Below are 16,867 nucleotides of genomic sequence, written 5' to 3'. Positions count from 1 at the left end.
AGGAAGATGAACATGACGGGCTCAATACGAATGCCTCAGTTTCCATACGGAGCCGTTTATTTCCGCAAATCAAATCCGCCCCGGGAGGATTGGGAGCGAGATTACGCCGCCGCGGCTGCGGATGGCATGAACAGCTTTCGCCACTGGTTTATGTGGGGCGCGATCGAAACGGCTCCCGGCGTATATGATTGGTCGGATTACGACAGGCAGCTTGATCTTGCCGCCCGGAACGGCATCGTGACGATTGTCGCCGAGATGACGACCTTTGCGCCGCTGTGGCTGGTCAGCACGAATTTTTTTATGACCGTTATTCGGTGGAGCAATTTAAAAACTGGCTAAGGGAGAAATACGGCTCGCTGAAGCAGGTGGGAGGAGCCTGGCAGATGTACAGCCTTCAGAGCTGGAACGATGTTCACCCGCCGTACCGGCCGGGGCCGTATGCACACAGTCTGGATTGGCTGAAATTTAAAAAAGATAATTTCTACGAGCTCATGCAGTGGCGAATCGATACGATCCGGGCGAACGACCCGGACAGCCTAATCATGGCACATGGAGAAGCAGCCGCATTGAATAATTATCGTCTGGGAGGCTCGGACGAGTGGAGAGCAGCCGCCAAAGTGCAGGTTTACGGCTACACCTTCGCACACGAAAGGCACGGGACCCAGCTGTGGAAACAGATGCATGCGGCGGATTTAGTCAGAGCCGGTTCGGAAGGCAAGCCCTACTGGCATAACGAAATACAAGGCGGTCCTGTATGGTTCAATCCGTTCTCGCATACGACGATTAAGGGAAGTACGAGAGATAACGGAAGGTTTCCTACGGACGAAGACGTAAGATTCTGGAGCCTTGCCTCCATTGCGGGAGGCGCAAAGGGAGTGCTTAATCCGAGGTGGCGGCCGCTTCTTGACGGACCGTTGTTCGGCGCCTACGGTTATTACAATATGGACGGTTCTCCCAATTCCCGAAGCCGGATGGCAAGTGCTCTGGCCAAGTGGATCAATCATCCGGACCGGAAGGCCTTTTGCGAATCGGTGAGCGCGCGAGGACAGATCGGCCTGCTTGTCACTCAGGAGGCGCTCGCCTTCAAATACCTGCTCGGACTCGGGGTTGATTCGGACGTTTACGATGAGGCTATATCCGGCGCCTACCGGGGGTTCTTCGATAATAACATTCAAGCCGATTTCGTATCCATGGATCAAATTGACAGGTACGATCTTCTGTTCTATCCGTTTCCGGTCCTGATGGAACGTGAAGACGCCCGCAAGCTGACCGAATGGGTGGAAAAGGGCGGAAAGCTGATCTGCCAGGGCTGCCCCGCTTATTTCGGGGATACGGGTCGGGTCGGGACGCTGCAGCCCGATTTCGGCTTGAATGTACTGTTCGGCGTGAAACAGCACGAAGCGGAGTTTATGCCGGATTTGGATGACATACGATTTCATTATGCGGGCAAAGAGGTGCGCGGCGGATTATTCATGCAGAGCTATATTTCCGAAGGAGCGGAAGTCAAAGGCACCTATCCGGACGGCACGGCCGCAGTGGCAGAATACGCTTACGGCAAAGGGAAAACACTTCTTATCGGCACGTTTCCTTCGGCAGGTTATTACCATCATGCGGATGAGAATTCGCGGTCCTTTTTTGCAGGTGTGCTGGCATGGGGCGGAAAAAAGCCGGAAGTTGCGATCACCGGCGACGGTGTTTATACACGCTTGTTCGAAAAACCGGGTGGAGGAATATTCCTATGGATTCTAAATCCGGGCAAAGCTGCAATCGATGCGAATCTTTCCTTATCCGAGGAGCTGGGGAGCTTCAGGCTCGGCCGGGTGCTGTGGGGGCAGTGCCGGAATAATATGAACCGCAACTGCATCCGGGTCAAGGTTCCTCCCAAAGACGGAATTTTGCTGGAATTGGAGATATCCCGCTATCAAGCTTCGCATATCCGGACTTATGGATAATATCAATCATAAGCAGGCCTGCCCTTTTGATCCATCCGGCATATATTGCCCCGGAAATGTACAGGCGGCGGTTTCCCCGGAATAACGATGAAAAAAGCCCGGTTTTATCTGTCCGATAAAACCGGGCTTGCTTTTTAAGTTCGGGCCATCAATTATCCGTGCAGGAAGTGACTAATAACGTCCGGTATACGTGTAAGCGATGAGCGCCCCGGATGAAGAATATACATCCGCTTCGGCCTGAGCGTTATACGGATCTTTATCGTACAGCTGGGCGGTATAACAGGAGGTCTGGCCTTTCATAACCACATCGTTTCCGCCGCTGCTGGCACAGCTGACCGTTGTTCGATACGTGCTGCCATTATAACTGTCTACCCAAACATTTGCATAATAATTGTATGGAGCAGACGAATAAAACTTCACGTAACCCCACGCCGTATGACAATACGCACTTCCTTTTAACTGCACATATCCGATTTTTACGCCGCTTTTATAAATATAATTGGTTGCGTAGGTGATCGGGCTTTTGGATGCGCAGCCTGTCGAATAAGGATTCGTACCGTCATAGCTCGCGGCATAGGTTCGTCCCGCCGGCACGGCAGCAAACGTCATCGCAAAGACAAACGTAAACAACACGCCAATCGATAATGCCTTCGAAAATTTTCTTCTTACCTTCTTTTTCATTAAACGTTCCTCCTCAATCAGAATCGTTGTGTCATTGCTTAACCGCTCGTCACACCTCCCTATAATTTCCTTTCAAACATTTTGAAACAAAATGTTCCATATGCTTCCTGCTGTGTCACAACTGTACCACATTCATTTTGTAGAAGTAACCTGAATCTTGTCGAATCGAAATCTTTCGCATCCGCCGGAAAAATACGGAGTGACGCTCATTCCGACGGTCACCGAAGCCCGTCCGCTCATCTGCCTCCGAACCGATAACAGCAAACAGCCCGGGCTCATTCCGAGCCCGGGCTGCCTTTTGACCATCCTACTCTTTCTTCGCTCTCGGCGCGCTTTCGAAGCCGATCGCCTTGTGAGAGCCGTCGCAGAACGGTTTATTGCCCGATCCGCCGCACCGGCACAGGGAGAACGATTCCTTGTGCTCGAACAGGTTGCCTTCCGCGTCCACCAGCTCGACCGGTCCCGACACGCGAAGCGATCCGTTGTCGTTCACTTTGATTGTTACTTTGTTTTCTTCAGCCATAGATATTCCTCCTCCATACAAAAGTTAATACAAGTATATCCAGTTGCGATGGAAAAGACTAGCCGGTACGTTCTTGTGAAGGTCCCGGCCCCAAAAGTAAAAATTTTTTTGAATCGGTCAACTTTCTTCCTTATGACGGCGCTCCCCGGTCTCTATAATGGGATGACATAAGGGTAAAAGGGGAGATGCCGATGAGTAGAAGGAATCTGACCGAGACGCTGACGGGTTATTTGTTTATCGCGCCGATCCTGCTGGGGCTGACGGTGCTGACTCTCGTGCCGATTCTCGTCTCCTTCTTTTTCAGCCTGACGGATTGGAGCCTGGTGCAGGGGTTCAAAGGGATTCATGTCACCGGATTTAAAAATTTCAGCCTGCTGTTCCGCGATCATGTGTTTCTGAAATCGATGGCGAACAACTTCATCTTCATTCTCGTCGTTCCGGCGACGATGGCCGTTTCGATCGTGCTCGCGGTGATCATCAACAAGCATGTCTATTTCAAAAGCCTGTTCAAGGTCGTCTATTTCATGCCCTATATTTCCAGCATTGTGGCGGTTGCGATCGTGTGCCAGGTTCTGTTTCACCCCGAATACGGCCCCGTGAACGAAACGCTGCATGCGCTCGGGGTCGCCAATCCGCCGAAATGGCTCGCCGACCAGAACTACGCGCTGCTCACGGTGATGATGATCTCCGTGTGGGCCGGGCTTGGCTACAACCTGATCATTTATATGGCCGGGCTGCAGAACATCCCGAGGGATCTGTACGAAGCGGCGGAGATCGACGGCGCGTCGCCGATGAAGCAGTTTTTCCGGATCACGCTGCCGCTGCTGTCGCCGACCTCCTTCTTCCTGACGGTGACGGGCGTCATCGGCTCGTTTAAGGTATTCGACATTATCGTCGTGCTGACCGGCGGCGGACCGTCATTCTCCACCTCGGTCATGGTGTATTATTTGTACGACCAGGCGTTCGTCAATTTGAAGACGGGCTACGCCTCGTCCGTGTCGGTCGTGCTGCTGTTCTGCGTACTCGCCATTACGCTGGCGCAGTTCTACGGGCAGAAGAAATGGGTCAATTACTAAGGGGGGGATGAACCATGAGCATCGGTTTGCGCAAAACGGCGTTCACGGCGGTCATGCTGACTGCCGGCTTCTTCTTCCTGTTCCCCTTCTTCTGGATGATTTCCGCCTCGCTGAAGACGGAAACGGAAGTGTTCGATTTCCCGATCCGCTGGATTCCGGAGCACTGGAACGCGGTAAAAAATTACAGCGCCGTCTGGATCGGTTCGCCGTTCGGGCTGTATTACTGGAATTCGATCAAGGTCGCCGTCTGCACGATGGCGATGTCGGTAGCGTTCTCGAGCATGGCGGCTTACGGCTTTACGAAGGTGCGCTTCAAAGGACGGGACGCGATCTTTCTCCTGCTGCTCGGCATGTACATGATCCCGCAGCAGGCGATTCTCGTGCCGCAGTTTATTTTGTACCGCTGGATCGGGCTGTACGACACGCATATCGGCCTCATTCTGCTGAACTGCTTCAGCGTGCTCGGCACGTTTCTGCTGCGCCAGTTTTTCCTCAGCGTGAACGACGAATTCATCGAATCGGCCCGGATGGACGGCGCGGGTCACGTCCGCATCTTCCTGTCGATCATGCTCCCGCTCGTCAAGCCGGCCCTTGCGACCTACGCCATTCTGCGGTTCATTTGGACGTGGAACGACTACCAGAACCCGCTGATCTTCCTGTCGAACGACAAGCTGTTCACCCTGCAGCTCGGCATCCAGTCGTTCGGCAACGAGAACGGGCAGTACTATTCGCTCATGATGGCCGCGGCCGTGTCCGCCATCGTTCCGCTGTTCATCGTGTTCATCGCCGGGCAGAAGCAGGTGATCGAGGGGATCTCCGCGGGCGGCGTGAAAGGATAGAGCGGCGAAAAGTAAAAATTTTTACAAACAAGTAAAAAATGTGGATGTTTAGCCGGTGTACCCGGTTGCTATGATGAGGGTGCACAAATACATGAATACGATTCCATGGAGGGGTGCTTCGATGAGAAAGACGGCTTCAATGCTGATGACGGCGGTGCTTGCGCTCGGGCTGCTGGCCGGCTGCGGCAGCGGATCCGGCGATTCCGGGCCGCAGGCTGCGGGAGACGGCGGAAACGCCGGCGGCGGCAGCGCCGGCAAGCAGGTGACGATCAAGGTGGACACCTGGCTGTCCGAGGAGACGGCGCACTGGAGCAAAATCATACCCGAATTCAACAAAGAATATCCGGACATCAAAGTCGACATGAACATTTTGGCGCCGCACGACGACTCGCACGAGGCGATGAAGAAGCTCGATCTGGCGGCGGCGTCGGGGCAGCAAATGGACGTCGTCATGATCAACGATTCCGCGGGGTACTCGCAGCGCGTCAAAGCCGGCATGCTCGCTCCGCTGGACGAATTCCTTCAGGCCGACGACGTGAACTACGACGACGAATATAAAGCGAGCACGCAGATAAACGGCCATTATTACGCGCTTCCGGGCCGGTTCCTGACCTGGTTCGTCATGCTGAACAAGGAGAAGCTGGACGAAGCGGGACTGCCGGTGCCGACGGATTGGACGTGGGACGACTTCATCGCGTATGCGAAGAAGCTGACGAAGGGCGAAGGGCCAAGCAAGCAGTACGGGACTTATTTCCACAACTGGATGCAGTACATTACGCTCGCCCTCGTGAACGATCCGAACAATAATCTGATCCTGACGCCGGATGGCAAGCTGAACATCGACAACGACCGGGTCCGCAAATCGCTGGACATTATCAATCAGGTGGAAAACGTCGACAAATCCGCGCCGTCTTATGCCGACGTCATCTCGCAGAAGCTGGCGTACCGCAACCAATATTTCGGCGGCAAAGCGGTCATGCTCCCGACCGGCAACTGGATGATCACGGAGGCGGCGGGTACGGACGCGCTGCCGGCGACGTTCAAGACCGTATTCGCGCCGTATCCGAAATATAAGAAGGACGACCCGAACGGGCAGACGGTCGCGACGATCGACTATGTCGGCGTGGCCGCGCATTCCGAGCACCGGAAGGAGGCGTACCAATTCGTCCGCTGGTTCTCGACCAAAGGGCTGCTGGCGTCGAAATCGATGATATCGGCCTGGACGAAGGCGGACCTCTCGCAAATGATCGACGGCCTGCTGTCGAGCGCCAAAAATCCGGACATGGTCGACAAGGCTTCGCTGGAAAACGTGCTGAAGACGACGAAGGCGGTTAAAATTCTCGTGCCGCCGACGTACGAGAGCGAGGCCGAGGACCGTTACACGGCCGAGGTCGAGAAATATTTGCTTGGCAAGCAGGACCTGGAAACGACGCTGAAAAATGCCGAGAAGGCCGTGCAGGATGTCGTAAATGCCAACAAATAGCCGGCGCCCCTCATAGTATAATGGTTCTATCCCAGGATTGCCGGGAAGAGGCCCGCTCTCTTCCCGGCTCCTGCATGCAGACAGCAAAGAAGGGATGAACCTTGCGTAATCCGATCCGGACGTTTCTGCAGCGATTATCGCTTCGCCGGAAAATCAAAATTTCCATCGTCGTCTGCCTGATCGCGCCGCCGATTATCGCGATCCAGGTCTCGAACTATTTTACGCGGGACGTCATGCGCGAGCAGGCGGCCACCTATGCGCGGGAGTCGCTCGATGCGGCCAATTTGTTTACGACCGACCTGATCAATTCGATGATTTACATTACGAACAACATCCAGTTCGACAGCGAGACGACGTCGCTCCTCAAGCGGCTCGGCAAAAAACCGGTCGACGAGACGGCGCTCGTCATCGACGGCCAGAAGGTGACGAACAAGCTCGAAGCGGTGGTGCTCTCCAAGGATCACATTTACGTGTCGATCGTGCTGCCGAACGGCGAATTTTTCACCAACTATTCCGTCGCCGATTTCAATCCGCTGCGCTTTCAGTCGGAGCCCTGGTTCCGCAAGCTCGATTCGTTGAACGACTACGACATCTACTGGGTCGGCGCGCACCCGACGTATTTGGCGTACAGGCAGAAGGACAGCCCGTACATGATCACGATGGCCCGGGCGCTCCGGGCGGGCGCTCCCAAACCGTACGCTTATTTGGTCGTCAGCGTCGAGGAGCGGCCGATCCAGAACTTCTTCAACAAATACGCCAGCAGCCAGCGCATGGTGCTGATGGACGCGAAGGGCAGAATCATGGCCAGTCCGGACAACAAGCAGGTCGGCTCGCCGTTCGAATATTTCTCGTCCCTTGCCGGCGATGGGGAAGCGAGGTTCCTCATGCTGGACCGGCAGCAGTATATGCTGCTCAGCGAACCGCTTCCGTTCTCCGGCTGGCGGGTGGCGAGCCTGGTCCCGTACGAGAACGCCATCGGCAAAATCCAGCGGATCCGGGAATACGACTACATGTTCCAGTTCGCTTTTCTGCTGATTTTTATCGTCTTCTTGTTCTGGCTGGTGAGCCGGATCATGAAGCCGATGCTTGCGCTGGCCAAGGTTGCCGCGAGCGTGAAGACGGGCATGCTCGGCGTAAGGACGAATATCCGCGGCGCGGACGAAGCCGGGAGACTCGGCCAGGTGTTCGACCAGATGCTCGACCGGATCGAGGCGATGATCCGGCAGATTACCGAGGAGCAGGCGCGCAAGCGCAAGGTGGAGCTCGAACTGCTGCAGGCGCAGATCAATCCGCATTTTTTGTTCAACCTGCTCAACTCGATCCGGCTGAAAATCCAAATGAAGGGAGACCGGGAGAGCGCGGACATCATCGCCTCGCTTTCGAGGCTGCTGCGCATGACGATCAACCGGAACAACGAATTTTTGCCGGTTCACCAGGAGGTGGAGACGGCTCAACATTACGTCAAGCTGATGAATGTCAGGCATAACCAGAAGATTCAATTCGAAACGCATGTCGCCTCCGACGCCATGCTCGAACACATTCCGCGCTTCACGTTTCAGCCGCTGGTCGAGAACGCTTTTATTCACGGCCTCAAGCAAAAGCACGGCCGGGTCGAGCTGTCCGTCTGGAAGGAAAACGGCGAGCTTGTCATTTCCGTCAAGGACGACGGAGGCGGGATGGAGGAGGATACGCTCGCCGCGATCCGCGACCGGTTCGGCCGCGATCCGGAACGGGATCGTCCGGAAGATGCCAAGGGCGGCATTACCGGAATCGGGCTGAAGAACGTGCACGAGCGTTTGGCCATGATTTACGGAAGCCGTTTCCGGATGACCGTGGACAGCCGGCTCCGGCAAGGGACGGAAATACAGCTGCATATTCCGACGAACGCGGGAGGGGAAGCCGGACATGTACAAGGTTCTGCTCGCTGACGACGATTATCCGGTCATTGAATATCTAAAACAGGAAATTCCGTGGGAGGCGCTCCGGCTGACCGTGGCGGGCGAGGCCGAGGACGGCGTCGAAGCGCTCGCGAAAGCGCGCGAGGTGATGCCCGATCTGCTCATTACGGATATCGGGATGCCGGGCATGAACGGGATCGAGCTCATTCAATCGGTCAAACGGCTGAACGCCGGCATCCGTACGGTCATTTTGTCGTGCCATAACGATTTCGGGTACGCCCAGCAGGCCGTGAAGCTGAACGTCCAGGACTATGTGCTGAAGGAGTCGATGGAGAGCGAGGAAATCGCCGGGATATTGGAAAAGCTGGTCGCGCAAATCGAGGAAGACCGCAGGGCGGAGGCGCGCAGCCGGGACCTCGCGCAGTTCGTGCGGCAGAACCGGTCGGTGCTGAAGGAGAAAATGGTCGCCACGCTCGCGGGCTCGCCGATTCTGGACGAAGCGGACTGGCTCGGCACCTTCAAGGCGCATCAGGTCGACTTCGCGCGCAGCGCCTATCTCCCGGTCTTCGGCTATATGAACGGCCGGGCCGGCCAGCTCCGGCGGTTTCAATCGCAGGAAATTCTCATGTACGCCGTGAGCAGCTGCATGGACGAGATTCTGGCCGAATCCGGCAGCGGGGCCGTCTGCTTCCCGGCCTCACAGGACGGATTCTTGTTCCTGTTTCCCGTTAACGGGAGCTGCGGCGGCACGGCCGATCTGGCCCGCATGCAGGCGGAGACTATTCAGTCGGCCGTCCGCCGGTCGCTGAAGATCGGCGTCTCGTTCATCGTCTCGGACAGCGGCTGCCGCGATGTGAAGGCGCTGAAGGCGGAGCTGGGCGGGCTTATGGCGGTGGCGGAGAAGCGCTTTTATTTGCCGGACGGGATCGTGACCGACAAGCGGCGGGCCGATCTGCCTTATGCCGCCGAAGACATTTTCGCGCACTACTCCCGGATGGCGGACGAATTCGGGGCGCTGCTCGCCGAAGAGCGGACCGGCCGGGTGGAGGAGACCGTTTCTCGCTGGGCCCGTTTTTTTGAGAAAAATCGTTTCCAGCCGCAGGAAGTAAAGAGCTTCATATGGAAGCTAGTTATGGACCAGCATATCCGGCTGCGCTCGGCGTATCATATGGATTTTGCTTTCTCAACCGAGTCGCTGCAGCAGGAAATGCTGGCGGCGGAGTCGGTGTACGAGCTGGAACGGTGGCTCTGCCGCGTCTGGCGGTCGCTGATCGGCACCCTGTCGGCGATGACCGGCGGGTCTCGCAGATCGGAGATCGTGTTCGTCCAGAAATATGTGCAGAAGCATTTGGACCGAAAAATGTCGCTGGAGGAAGCGGCGGACGCGCTGTATATGAACCCGAGCTATTTCAGCCGGCTGTTCAAGAAGGAAACGGGAGAGAGCTTTATCGGCTACGTGACCCGGGTGAAGATGGAGAAGGCGAAGGAGTGGCTCGAATCGTCGGATCTGACGGTCGAGGAAATTGCGTACCGGCTCGGCTACGATAACAAAAGCTATTTCAACAAATGCTTCAAGACGGTTTTCGGCGTTTCCCCGTCCCGGCTTCACTAACGCGGGCGTGCGCCGTCCAAATCCATGAGGAAGAAGGAACGGTATGAAAATCGCTTTTCAAACGCTGGCCTGTCCGGACTGGGAATGGGCTAAAATTGTGCAGGAAGCAAGGCGTATGGGCTACGACGGCATCGAGCTTCGAGGGATAAACGGCGAGATGTATTTGCCGAAGGCGCCGCCTTTTCTCGAGGAAAATATCGCGCAAACGATGGCCGGCCTCCGCGAAGCGGGCCTTGCGATCTGCTGTCTCGATTCGTCGTGCGCTTTTCACGACCCGCAGAAATGGGAGGGGGCCGTTCAGGAAGGGTGCGATTACATCGACCTCGCCGTCAAGCTCGGCGTCCCGTTCGTCCGGGTATTCGGGGATGCGCTGCCCGAGCGGGAGGAGCAGGCCGTTACGCTGGAGCGGATCGCGAAAGGGCTTACCGTGCTCGGCCGCTACGCCGAAGGCAAGGGCGTAACCGTGCTGCTGGAAACGCACGGCGACATCCGCAGCGTGAAGCTGATCAAGGCGATTTTCGCACAAACGGACAGCGGCGCGGTGGGGCTGCTGTGGGATTTCGAGCATCCCTATCTGCACGGGGAGGAGCCGGAGGTGACCTTCGGCGAATTGTCCGCCTATATCAAGCATACGCATGTGAAAGACGCGAAGCGGCTGCCGGACGGCAAGAAGCTGTGCCTGATCGGCGAAGGCGACGTGCCGGTGGCAAGGATGATCCGGATTTTGCGGGAGAACGGCTATGACGGCTGGCTGTCGCTCGAATTCGAGAAGAAGTGGGCCCCTTATCTGGAAGAGCCGGAAGTCTCGCTGCCGGCGTTCAGGGCGTTTTGCGAACGGCAGCTTGTTTAATAAAAGGAGTTGAACCTAAGCTATGGGAAAACGATTGCAAGTCGGCATTATCGGACAAGGACGCAGCGGCAAAAACATTCACGCCGATACGCTGAGCCGCCTGCCGGACAAATTCCGGATCGCGGCCGTGGCGGATCCGCTCGAAGACCGCCGGCAGCGGGCGAAAGAGGAATTCGGCTGCGATACGTATGCCGATTACCGGGAGATGATCGAACGGACCGACCTGGATTTCGTCGTCAACACGACGCCAAGCCACCTGCATGTGCCGGTTTCGCTGGAGCTGCTGCAGAAGGGACAGCACGTGCTGTGCGAGAAGCCGCTCGCCCGCACCGCCGCGGAGGTCGACCGGCTGACGGACGTCTCCCGCGAAACGGGGAAGCGCTTGTACGTCTTCCAGCAGTCGCGGTTCGCTCCGGCGTACAAGCGGATCCGGGAGCTGATCGATTCCGGAACGATCGGCCGCGTCGTGCGCGTCGATATCGCCTACAACAATTTCGCGAGGCGGTGGGATTGGCAGACGCTGCGCGAATTTAACGGCGGCAACCTGTACAACACCGGCCCGCATCCGGTGGATCAGGCGCTGCGGTTTCTGGATGCGGACGGCATGCCGCAGGTGATGTGCGCGATGGACCGGGCCAACACGTCCGGCGACGCGGAGGATTTCGTCCAGCTGATGCTGCGCGCGTCCGGCCGGCCGGTCGTGAACGTGGAGATTTCGTCTTGCTGTGTTTATCCCGGCTCGACTTACAGCATCCAGGGCACGCTCGGCGGCATTCGCGGTTCCTTTACGAGCCTCGAGTGGAAATATTTCAAGCCGGAGGAGAACGAGAAGCAGGAGCTGATCACCACGCCGTATGTGGATGAGAACGGAATGCCGGCCTACTGCCGGGAGGAGCTTCGCTGGCACGAAGGCAGCTGGACGTTCGCGAGCGAAGACGGACTCGGCCATTTCGACGCGATGTGCAAGGAGTATTACGAGCGGCTGCACGCCCATCTGACGGCTGGCGCTCCGCTTGGGGTCACGCTGGAGCAGGTGCGCCAGCAGATCGCCGTCATGGAGGAATGCGTCCGCCAGAACGAAGAAGCGCTGTCCGGTTCCAGATAAGCCGCTGCCGGCCGGCCGGACGGTGCCGCGCGGCGTCTTGGTGCCGGACTGAAGGTGCAGTCGGAGTCGCCGCTGCCGGCCGGACTGCACCGCCACGGCGTCTCCGTGCCGGACGAAGGTGCAGTTGGAGACGCGGCTCGAGCGCTTAGTTGAGCGCAATCGAAAAATTTTGATGGACATGAAATTGGATTTGGTGCAGACTTAAAGAAAATTCGGGTTTCCACAAGTACTTTAACTTTATAACCGCTAATGGCGGTTTTTTTCTTTACGTGAAAACCAGAATGTTTATGGACGTTTGCGGGAGGACAAGAAAAGGGAGAGGATTCAGTGCGAAGACTCGCCATCGTGTGGTTTTTAACAAACTTGAATGAATGGGGCATTGCTTATGGTTCAGCTTGCCGGCGGGCAAATCGAATTGCGAGAGCTTGAGTTTACGGACTGGGCCGGCGTCCATGCCTATGCTTCGCTGGAAATCGCATGCCGTTACCAGCCCTGGGGACCGAATACGGAGGAGGAGTCGCAAGCCTTTGTACGGGAGGCTGTAGAAGACGGCGCACAAACGCCGCGGACGCGGTTCGTTTTTGCAATCGTTCCCCATAATACCGGCAAAATGATTGGCGCAGGCGAGCTCAACATTCGGGATCGAACGAACCGAAACGGCGAGATCGGCTACATCGTCCACCCGGATTATTGGGGCCGGGGCATTGCGACGGAAGCGGCCGTTTTATTGACGGATTTTGGTTTTCAAGCCTTGCGTCTTCATCGCATATACGCAACCTGCGATCCGAGGAATACCGGGTCCGCCAAAGTCCTGACCAAGCTCGGAATGACGCAGGAAGGACGATTGAGGGATACCCTGCTTCTCCGGGACGGGTGGCGCGATTCCCTGCTGTTTGGCATACTGGAGGAGGAGTGGAAGTCGAGCGCTGCAGGGAAAGTTTGAATCAACTGCTTCATTAGGCAAACTGCCGTTGAACACCGCTCTGCGGACAAGACATGGAATACTTCATAAGGACGGATAATCATGACCTTGCAGCAATTGAAATACATTTTGACGATCGTGCGCTGCGGTTCCATTAGCGAGGCGGCCAAGCAGCTTTTTATTTCTCAGCCCAGCTTATCCAGCGCGGTGAAAGAAATCGAGCAGGAAATTGGCGTCGACATCTTCCTGCGGACATCCAAGGGCATCGTGCTTTCGAATGAGGGAGCCGAATTTCTGTCCTATGCCAGGCAAGTCGTAGAGCAGGCAGAACTACTTGAGCAAAGGTACATGAACAAGAAACCGGCGAAAAAGCTGTTCGCCATATCGACGCAGCACTACGCTTTTGCCGTCCAAGCGTTCGTCAGCTTAATGAAAGACTTGAACACGAATGAATATGAGTGTACGTTTCGCGAAACCAGGACCTATGAAATCATCGAAGATGTACGAAATCTGCGCAGCGAAATCGGAATCCTGTATCTCAATGATTTTAACCGGAAGGTCATCGAAAAAATATTAAACGATAGCGAGCTCCGATTCCATCCGCTGTTCGTAGCCAAGCCGCACGTCTTTATCAGCTCGGCACATCCGCTGGCGGCCAAGCCGCTGATTGAAATCGAAGATTTGGATGAGTTCCCGTGTCTTTCATTCGAGCAGGGCGAATACAATTCGTTTTATTTCTCGGAGGAAATTTTAAGCACGAGGCTGTACAAGAAGAAAATATCGGTCAGCGACCGGGCGACCTTGTTTAATCTTCTGATCGGGTTGAACGGGTATACGATCAGCTCGGGCGTGCTTAACGAGGACTTGAACGGCGAGCACATTATATCGGTGCGCCTGCAAACGGAAGAGAATATGCAAATCGGATATATTACGAATAAGAAAGCCAATCTGAGCCGACTTGCCGCTGACTACGTCCGAAAGCTAAAAAGCGTGATCTCGGAGTTTGGTTATTCCATTCTAGGGAAAGAGGATGAACACGTATGAGTTCATCCTCTGATGTACCATTACAAGGTTTCTCTGACCTCTTTCGCAGCCTGAACCAGATGACGCAAGCTTTCCCACGTTTCGCTTACACCGCGCGTCTTCAGACCGCAGTCCGGATTAACCCATAGCTTGGTGGTGTTAATTTTATCCAGCATACGGCGCAATCCCTGCTTGAGTTCCTCTACGCTTGGTATCCGCGGGGAATGAATATCGTACACTCCGGGACCAACCTCCGTTTGGAAGCCGCACGCATTGATCGCATCGATAATCGCAAGGTCCGATCGGGAAGCTTCGAACGTAATGACATCGGCGTCCATCGCATCGATATCGCGAATGATATCGCTGAATTGGCTGTAGCACATATGGGTATGAATTTGCGTGTCGGCCTTAACACCGCTATGCACCAATCGGAATGCAGGGATCGCCCAGCTTAAATACTCCGATTGCCAATCCGACTGGCGAAGCGGCAGCTTTTCTCTCAGCGCGGCTTCATCGATTTGAATGATTTCAATTTGATTCGCTTCCAGGTCCAGCACTTCATCCCTGATCGCAAGCGCAATCTGGAGGGCGCTGTCCTTCAAACTGATATCTTCGCGGGGGAAGGACCAGTTGAGAATCGTGACCGGGCCGGTTAACATCCCTTTTACCGGTTTGCCGGTTAAGCTCTTGGCGTAGACCGAATACTCCGCCGTCATGGGTTTGGAGCGGCTAATATCCCCCCATACGATCGGCGGTTTCACGCACCTTGTTCCGTAGGATTGCACCCAGGCATTTTTCGTGAAAATAAACCCGTCCAAGCTTTCGCCGAAATATTCAACCATATCGTTGCGCTCGTATTCGCCATGAACAAGCACGTCCAGGCCAATCTCTTCTTGAAGAGCGATACATTCCGCGATTTTATCGAAGTTGAATTGCTTGTACTGCTCCTCGGAAATGTCGCCTTTTCTAAAGGAGAAACGATTCGCCCTCACATCCGCAGTCTGCGGGAACGAGCCGATCGTCGTCGTCGGCAGCGGAGGCAGCTTGAATTTTGCTTTCTGAATCGCTTCCCGTTCCGCGAAAACGGGCAGCCGCTTAAAGTCCGCATCCGTTAAGCTTGCCGTTCTGGCCTGTACCGTCACGTTTCCTTCGAAACGGGTATCGCCGAAGAGCTTCTCATTCTGAATATAGAGGGCGCTCGAATATGGATCCGCTTGCCCCAGAATTGCTTTGAGCTCGGCAAATTCACGAAGCTTCTCTTCCGCGAACGCGAAATAGCGTTTCTTCTCGTCCGACAGTGCCGTTTCGCGCTGTAACGAATAAGGTACATGCAGGAGCGAGCAGGAGGTGCTGAGTACAAGCTGCTTGGCGTGTCCGGTCAGCTCTTGTACAAGCGCGAGCGTGTTTTTATAGTTGTTCCTCCAAATGTTCTTGCCGTTAACGACACCGGCGAACAGTATTTTATCTTCTGCAAATCCAAGCTGCCGCACGAGTTCCAGCGACTGCTTCCCTTCGATAAAGTCGATTCCGATTCCGTCGAAAGGGAGGGCTTGAAGCTCCCGATAGCAGTCTCGAACATCCCCGAAATACGTTTGCAGCAGGACCTTGACGCTGGCTTTGCCGGAAAGAATTCGGGAATACAGCTTCGTGAAGAGCAGAAGATCTTCTTTGGAGAGGTCCGCTACCAGCTGTGGCTCGTCCAGTTGAATCCATTCGGCGCCGAGCTCGTTCAGCCTCGATAACACGTCCGCATAAGCCGCGGCTGTCTCCTGCACGAAATCGCCGGCTTGTTTGCCGCCGTTATATTTGGCAAGTTTCAACAGCGTAAACGCTCCGATCAACACGGGCTTTGTCGTTATCTGATGCTGCTTCGCCTCCAAAAACTCATCGAACAGCTTTGTTCCGGCTGCCCGGATGGCGGTGGAATCGTCGATTTCGGGTACCATGTAGTGATAGTTCGTGTTGAACCATTTTTTCATGGCTAACGCTTTGACGTCTCCTTGCGCGCCTTGATAACCTCTGGCCATCGCGAAATACGTCTCTAACGGGGGAAGACCGAGTGCCCGGTAGCGCTCCGGAATGATATTAAACAACGAAGCCGTATCGAGAAGGTTGTCATAGAAGGAAAAGTCGTTAGACGGAATAAAGTCGATCCCATGCTCTTGTTGACTTTTCCAATGGCTGGCTCGAAGCTCGGCACCGGTCCGATGCAGCTCATCGATCGTGATTTCGTTTTTGAAGTATTTTTCGGATGCGAATTTAAGCTCCCGCAGCGAACCGACTCGGGGGTAACCGATAAGTGATGTTTTCAAATTCTCACCGCTCCCTGCTCTGAATGATGAGATCATTATAGAGCCGGCGGCGCATCAACGAAAAAGACATAAATACTATGACGAGCTATAGGTTTTTTATATGGACCATTAATTATTCCTTGACAGGAATATTCCTTATTGTGTATATTTAGATCAACGGGAAGTTGACCATAACGGTAAAGGGGATGAGGGGATAACAAAAGACCCACACTAAACGAGGTGAGCGGCATGCCGGGGGAAAATCCGGGTCTTGACTTGACCATGCTGAGCGCTCTGGCCGAACCGAATCGTATGCATATCGTTGAGCTTTTGCGCGGCGGTCCCCTGACCGTGGGGGAAATCGCCGACCGGCTGGGGCTTCGCCAGCCTCAGGCTTCGAAGCATTTGAAGGTACTTGGCGCGAGCGGGATCGTGGAAGTGAAGGCCGAAGCCAATCGCCGGTTCTACAAGCTCCGGTCCGAGCCTTTCCAGGCGCTGGATGGTTGGGTAAAAACCTTCCGGAACGTCATGGAAGACAGATTCGACACGCTGGAAGACTACTTGCGGGGGCTGCAGCAGACGGAAAAATAACAGGTTGATGTTCAAATATTG

Annotated in this window: 15 protein-coding genes; 12 read left to right on the top strand and 3 right to left on the bottom strand. The window is 55.3% G+C overall.

The features are described from left to right. The first annotated feature begins 12 nt into the window (after positions 1 to 12). Complete coding sequence (locus PD282_RS22490; protein WP_274653350.1) at positions 13 to 339, top strand: beta-galactosidase; 327 nt, start codon at positions 13 to 15, stop codon at positions 337 to 339. Beyond that, positions 276 to 1,952, top strand: coding sequence for a beta-galactosidase trimerization domain-containing protein (locus PD282_RS22485; RefSeq protein ID WP_338045218.1), 1,677 nt, complete (start codon positions 276 to 278; stop codon positions 1,950 to 1,952). The genes PD282_RS22490 and PD282_RS22485 overlap by 64 nt, the downstream gene beginning before the upstream one ends. 171 nt (positions 1,953 to 2,123) lie before the next feature. On the opposite strand, the gene PD282_RS22480 is transcribed toward PD282_RS22485, so the two are convergent. Then, positions 2,124 to 2,633: a DUF2690 domain-containing protein gene (locus tag PD282_RS22480; protein ID WP_274653347.1), complete on the bottom strand. Its 510-nt coding sequence runs from the start codon at positions 2,631 to 2,633 to the stop codon at positions 2,124 to 2,126. Positions 2,634 to 2,940: 307 nt separating this feature from the next. Beyond that, a complete protein-coding gene (locus PD282_RS22475; protein ID WP_274653345.1) occupies positions 2,941 to 3,156 on the bottom strand; it encodes a CDGSH iron-sulfur domain-containing protein in 216 nt (71 codons plus the stop codon). Between the two features lie 191 nt (positions 3,157 to 3,347). Here PD282_RS22475 and PD282_RS22470 point away from each other — a divergent pair, with 191 nt between their 5' ends. The 9 genes from PD282_RS22470 (at position 3,348) to PD282_RS22430 (ending at position 13,985) form a co-directional block, all read left to right on the top strand. Further along, a complete protein-coding gene (locus tag PD282_RS22470; protein ID WP_274653343.1) occupies positions 3,348 to 4,232 on the top strand; it encodes a carbohydrate ABC transporter permease in 885 nt (294 codons plus the stop codon). A gap of 14 nt (positions 4,233 to 4,246) precedes the next feature. Further along, positions 4,247 to 5,071: a carbohydrate ABC transporter permease gene (locus PD282_RS22465; protein WP_274653341.1), complete on the top strand. Its 825-nt coding sequence runs from the start codon at positions 4,247 to 4,249 to the stop codon at positions 5,069 to 5,071. A gap of 121 nt (positions 5,072 to 5,192) precedes the next feature. After that, positions 5,193 to 6,554: an ABC transporter substrate-binding protein gene (locus PD282_RS22460; RefSeq protein WP_274653339.1), complete on the top strand. Its 1,362-nt coding sequence runs from the start codon at positions 5,193 to 5,195 to the stop codon at positions 6,552 to 6,554. 101 nt (positions 6,555 to 6,655) lie between these two features. After that, a complete protein-coding gene (locus tag PD282_RS22455) occupies positions 6,656 to 8,482 on the top strand; it encodes a cache domain-containing sensor histidine kinase (protein ID WP_274653337.1) in 1,827 nt (608 codons plus the stop codon). Continuing rightward, the gene (locus PD282_RS22450) at positions 8,460 to 10,064 is read left to right on the top strand and encodes a response regulator transcription factor (protein WP_274653335.1); all 1,605 of its coding nucleotides are present in this window, start codon (positions 8,460 to 8,462) and stop codon (positions 10,062 to 10,064) included. The genes PD282_RS22455 and PD282_RS22450 overlap by 23 nt, the downstream gene beginning before the upstream one ends. Before the next feature lie 43 nt (positions 10,065 to 10,107). Beyond that, the gene (locus PD282_RS22445) at positions 10,108 to 10,914 is read left to right on the top strand and encodes a sugar phosphate isomerase/epimerase family protein (RefSeq protein WP_274653332.1); all 807 of its coding nucleotides are present in this window, start codon (positions 10,108 to 10,110) and stop codon (positions 10,912 to 10,914) included. A 22-nt stretch (positions 10,915 to 10,936) separates the two neighbouring features. Next, the gene (locus PD282_RS22440) at positions 10,937 to 12,019 is read left to right on the top strand and encodes a Gfo/Idh/MocA family protein (protein ID WP_274653330.1); all 1,083 of its coding nucleotides are present in this window, start codon (positions 10,937 to 10,939) and stop codon (positions 12,017 to 12,019) included. A gap of 385 nt (positions 12,020 to 12,404) precedes the next feature. Continuing rightward, complete coding sequence (locus PD282_RS22435; RefSeq protein ID WP_274653328.1) at positions 12,405 to 12,962, top strand: GNAT family N-acetyltransferase; 558 nt, start codon at positions 12,405 to 12,407, stop codon at positions 12,960 to 12,962. Between the two features lie 81 nt (positions 12,963 to 13,043). Next, positions 13,044 to 13,985 carry a LysR family transcriptional regulator gene (locus PD282_RS22430; RefSeq protein ID WP_274653327.1) on the top strand — a complete coding sequence of 314 codons (942 nt, stop codon included), beginning with the start codon at positions 13,044 to 13,046 and terminating at the stop codon, positions 13,983 to 13,985. A 20-nt stretch (positions 13,986 to 14,005) separates the two neighbouring features. Here the strand turns inward: PD282_RS22430 and metE are convergent, their stop codons facing one another. Further along, positions 14,006 to 16,276 carry a 5-methyltetrahydropteroyltriglutamate--homocysteine S-methyltransferase gene (gene metE / locus PD282_RS22425; RefSeq protein ID WP_274653326.1) on the bottom strand — a complete coding sequence of 757 codons (2,271 nt, stop codon included), beginning with the start codon at positions 16,274 to 16,276 and terminating at the stop codon, positions 14,006 to 14,008. Positions 16,277 to 16,504: 228 nt separating this feature from the next. Here metE and PD282_RS22420 point away from each other — a divergent pair, with 228 nt between their 5' ends. Further along, complete coding sequence (locus PD282_RS22420; RefSeq protein WP_274653325.1) at positions 16,505 to 16,846, top strand: ArsR/SmtB family transcription factor; 342 nt, start codon at positions 16,505 to 16,507, stop codon at positions 16,844 to 16,846. The last annotated feature ends 21 nt before the right edge of the window (positions 16,847 to 16,867 follow it).

It is taken from the genome of Paenibacillus humicola (assembly GCF_028826105.1).
In the GTDB taxonomy this organism is placed as follows: Bacteria; Bacillota; Bacilli; order Paenibacillales; family Paenibacillaceae; genus Paenibacillus_Z; species Paenibacillus_Z humicola.
Note: the sequence above shows the minus strand (reverse complement) of the source record. Positions and strands in the feature narration are given on the sequence as shown.

What these genes read in the sequence shown, in the direction of transcription:
- PD282_RS22445 (WP_274653332.1), top strand. Translation starts at nt 10,108, where the DNA reads ATGAAAATCGCTTTTCAAACGCTGGCCTGTCCGGACTGGGAATGGGCT.
- PD282_RS22480 (WP_274653347.1), bottom strand. Translation starts at nt 2,633, where the DNA reads ATGAAAAAGAAGGTAAGAAGAAAATTTTCGAAGGCATTATCGATTGGC.
- PD282_RS22435 (WP_274653328.1), top strand. Translation starts at nt 12,405, where the DNA reads ATGGTTCAGCTTGCCGGCGGGCAAATCGAATTGCGAGAGCTTGAGTTT.
- PD282_RS22440 (WP_274653330.1), top strand. Translation starts at nt 10,937, where the DNA reads ATGGGAAAACGATTGCAAGTCGGCATTATCGGACAAGGACGCAGCGGC.
- PD282_RS22475 (WP_274653345.1), bottom strand. Translation starts at nt 3,156, where the DNA reads ATGGCTGAAGAAAACAAAGTAACAATCAAAGTGAACGACAACGGATCG.
- PD282_RS22470 (WP_274653343.1), top strand. Translation starts at nt 3,348, where the DNA reads ATGAGTAGAAGGAATCTGACCGAGACGCTGACGGGTTATTTGTTTATC.
- PD282_RS22430 (WP_274653327.1), top strand. Translation starts at nt 13,044, where the DNA reads ATGACCTTGCAGCAATTGAAATACATTTTGACGATCGTGCGCTGCGGT.
- PD282_RS22460 (WP_274653339.1), top strand. Translation starts at nt 5,193, where the DNA reads ATGAGAAAGACGGCTTCAATGCTGATGACGGCGGTGCTTGCGCTCGGG.
- PD282_RS22465 (WP_274653341.1), top strand. Translation starts at nt 4,247, where the DNA reads ATGAGCATCGGTTTGCGCAAAACGGCGTTCACGGCGGTCATGCTGACT.
- PD282_RS22420 (WP_274653325.1), top strand. Translation starts at nt 16,505, where the DNA reads ATGCCGGGGGAAAATCCGGGTCTTGACTTGACCATGCTGAGCGCTCTG.
- PD282_RS22490 (WP_274653350.1), top strand. Translation starts at nt 13, where the DNA reads ATGACGGGCTCAATACGAATGCCTCAGTTTCCATACGGAGCCGTTTAT.
- PD282_RS22450 (WP_274653335.1), top strand. Translation starts at nt 8,460, where the DNA reads ATGTACAAGGTTCTGCTCGCTGACGACGATTATCCGGTCATTGAATAT.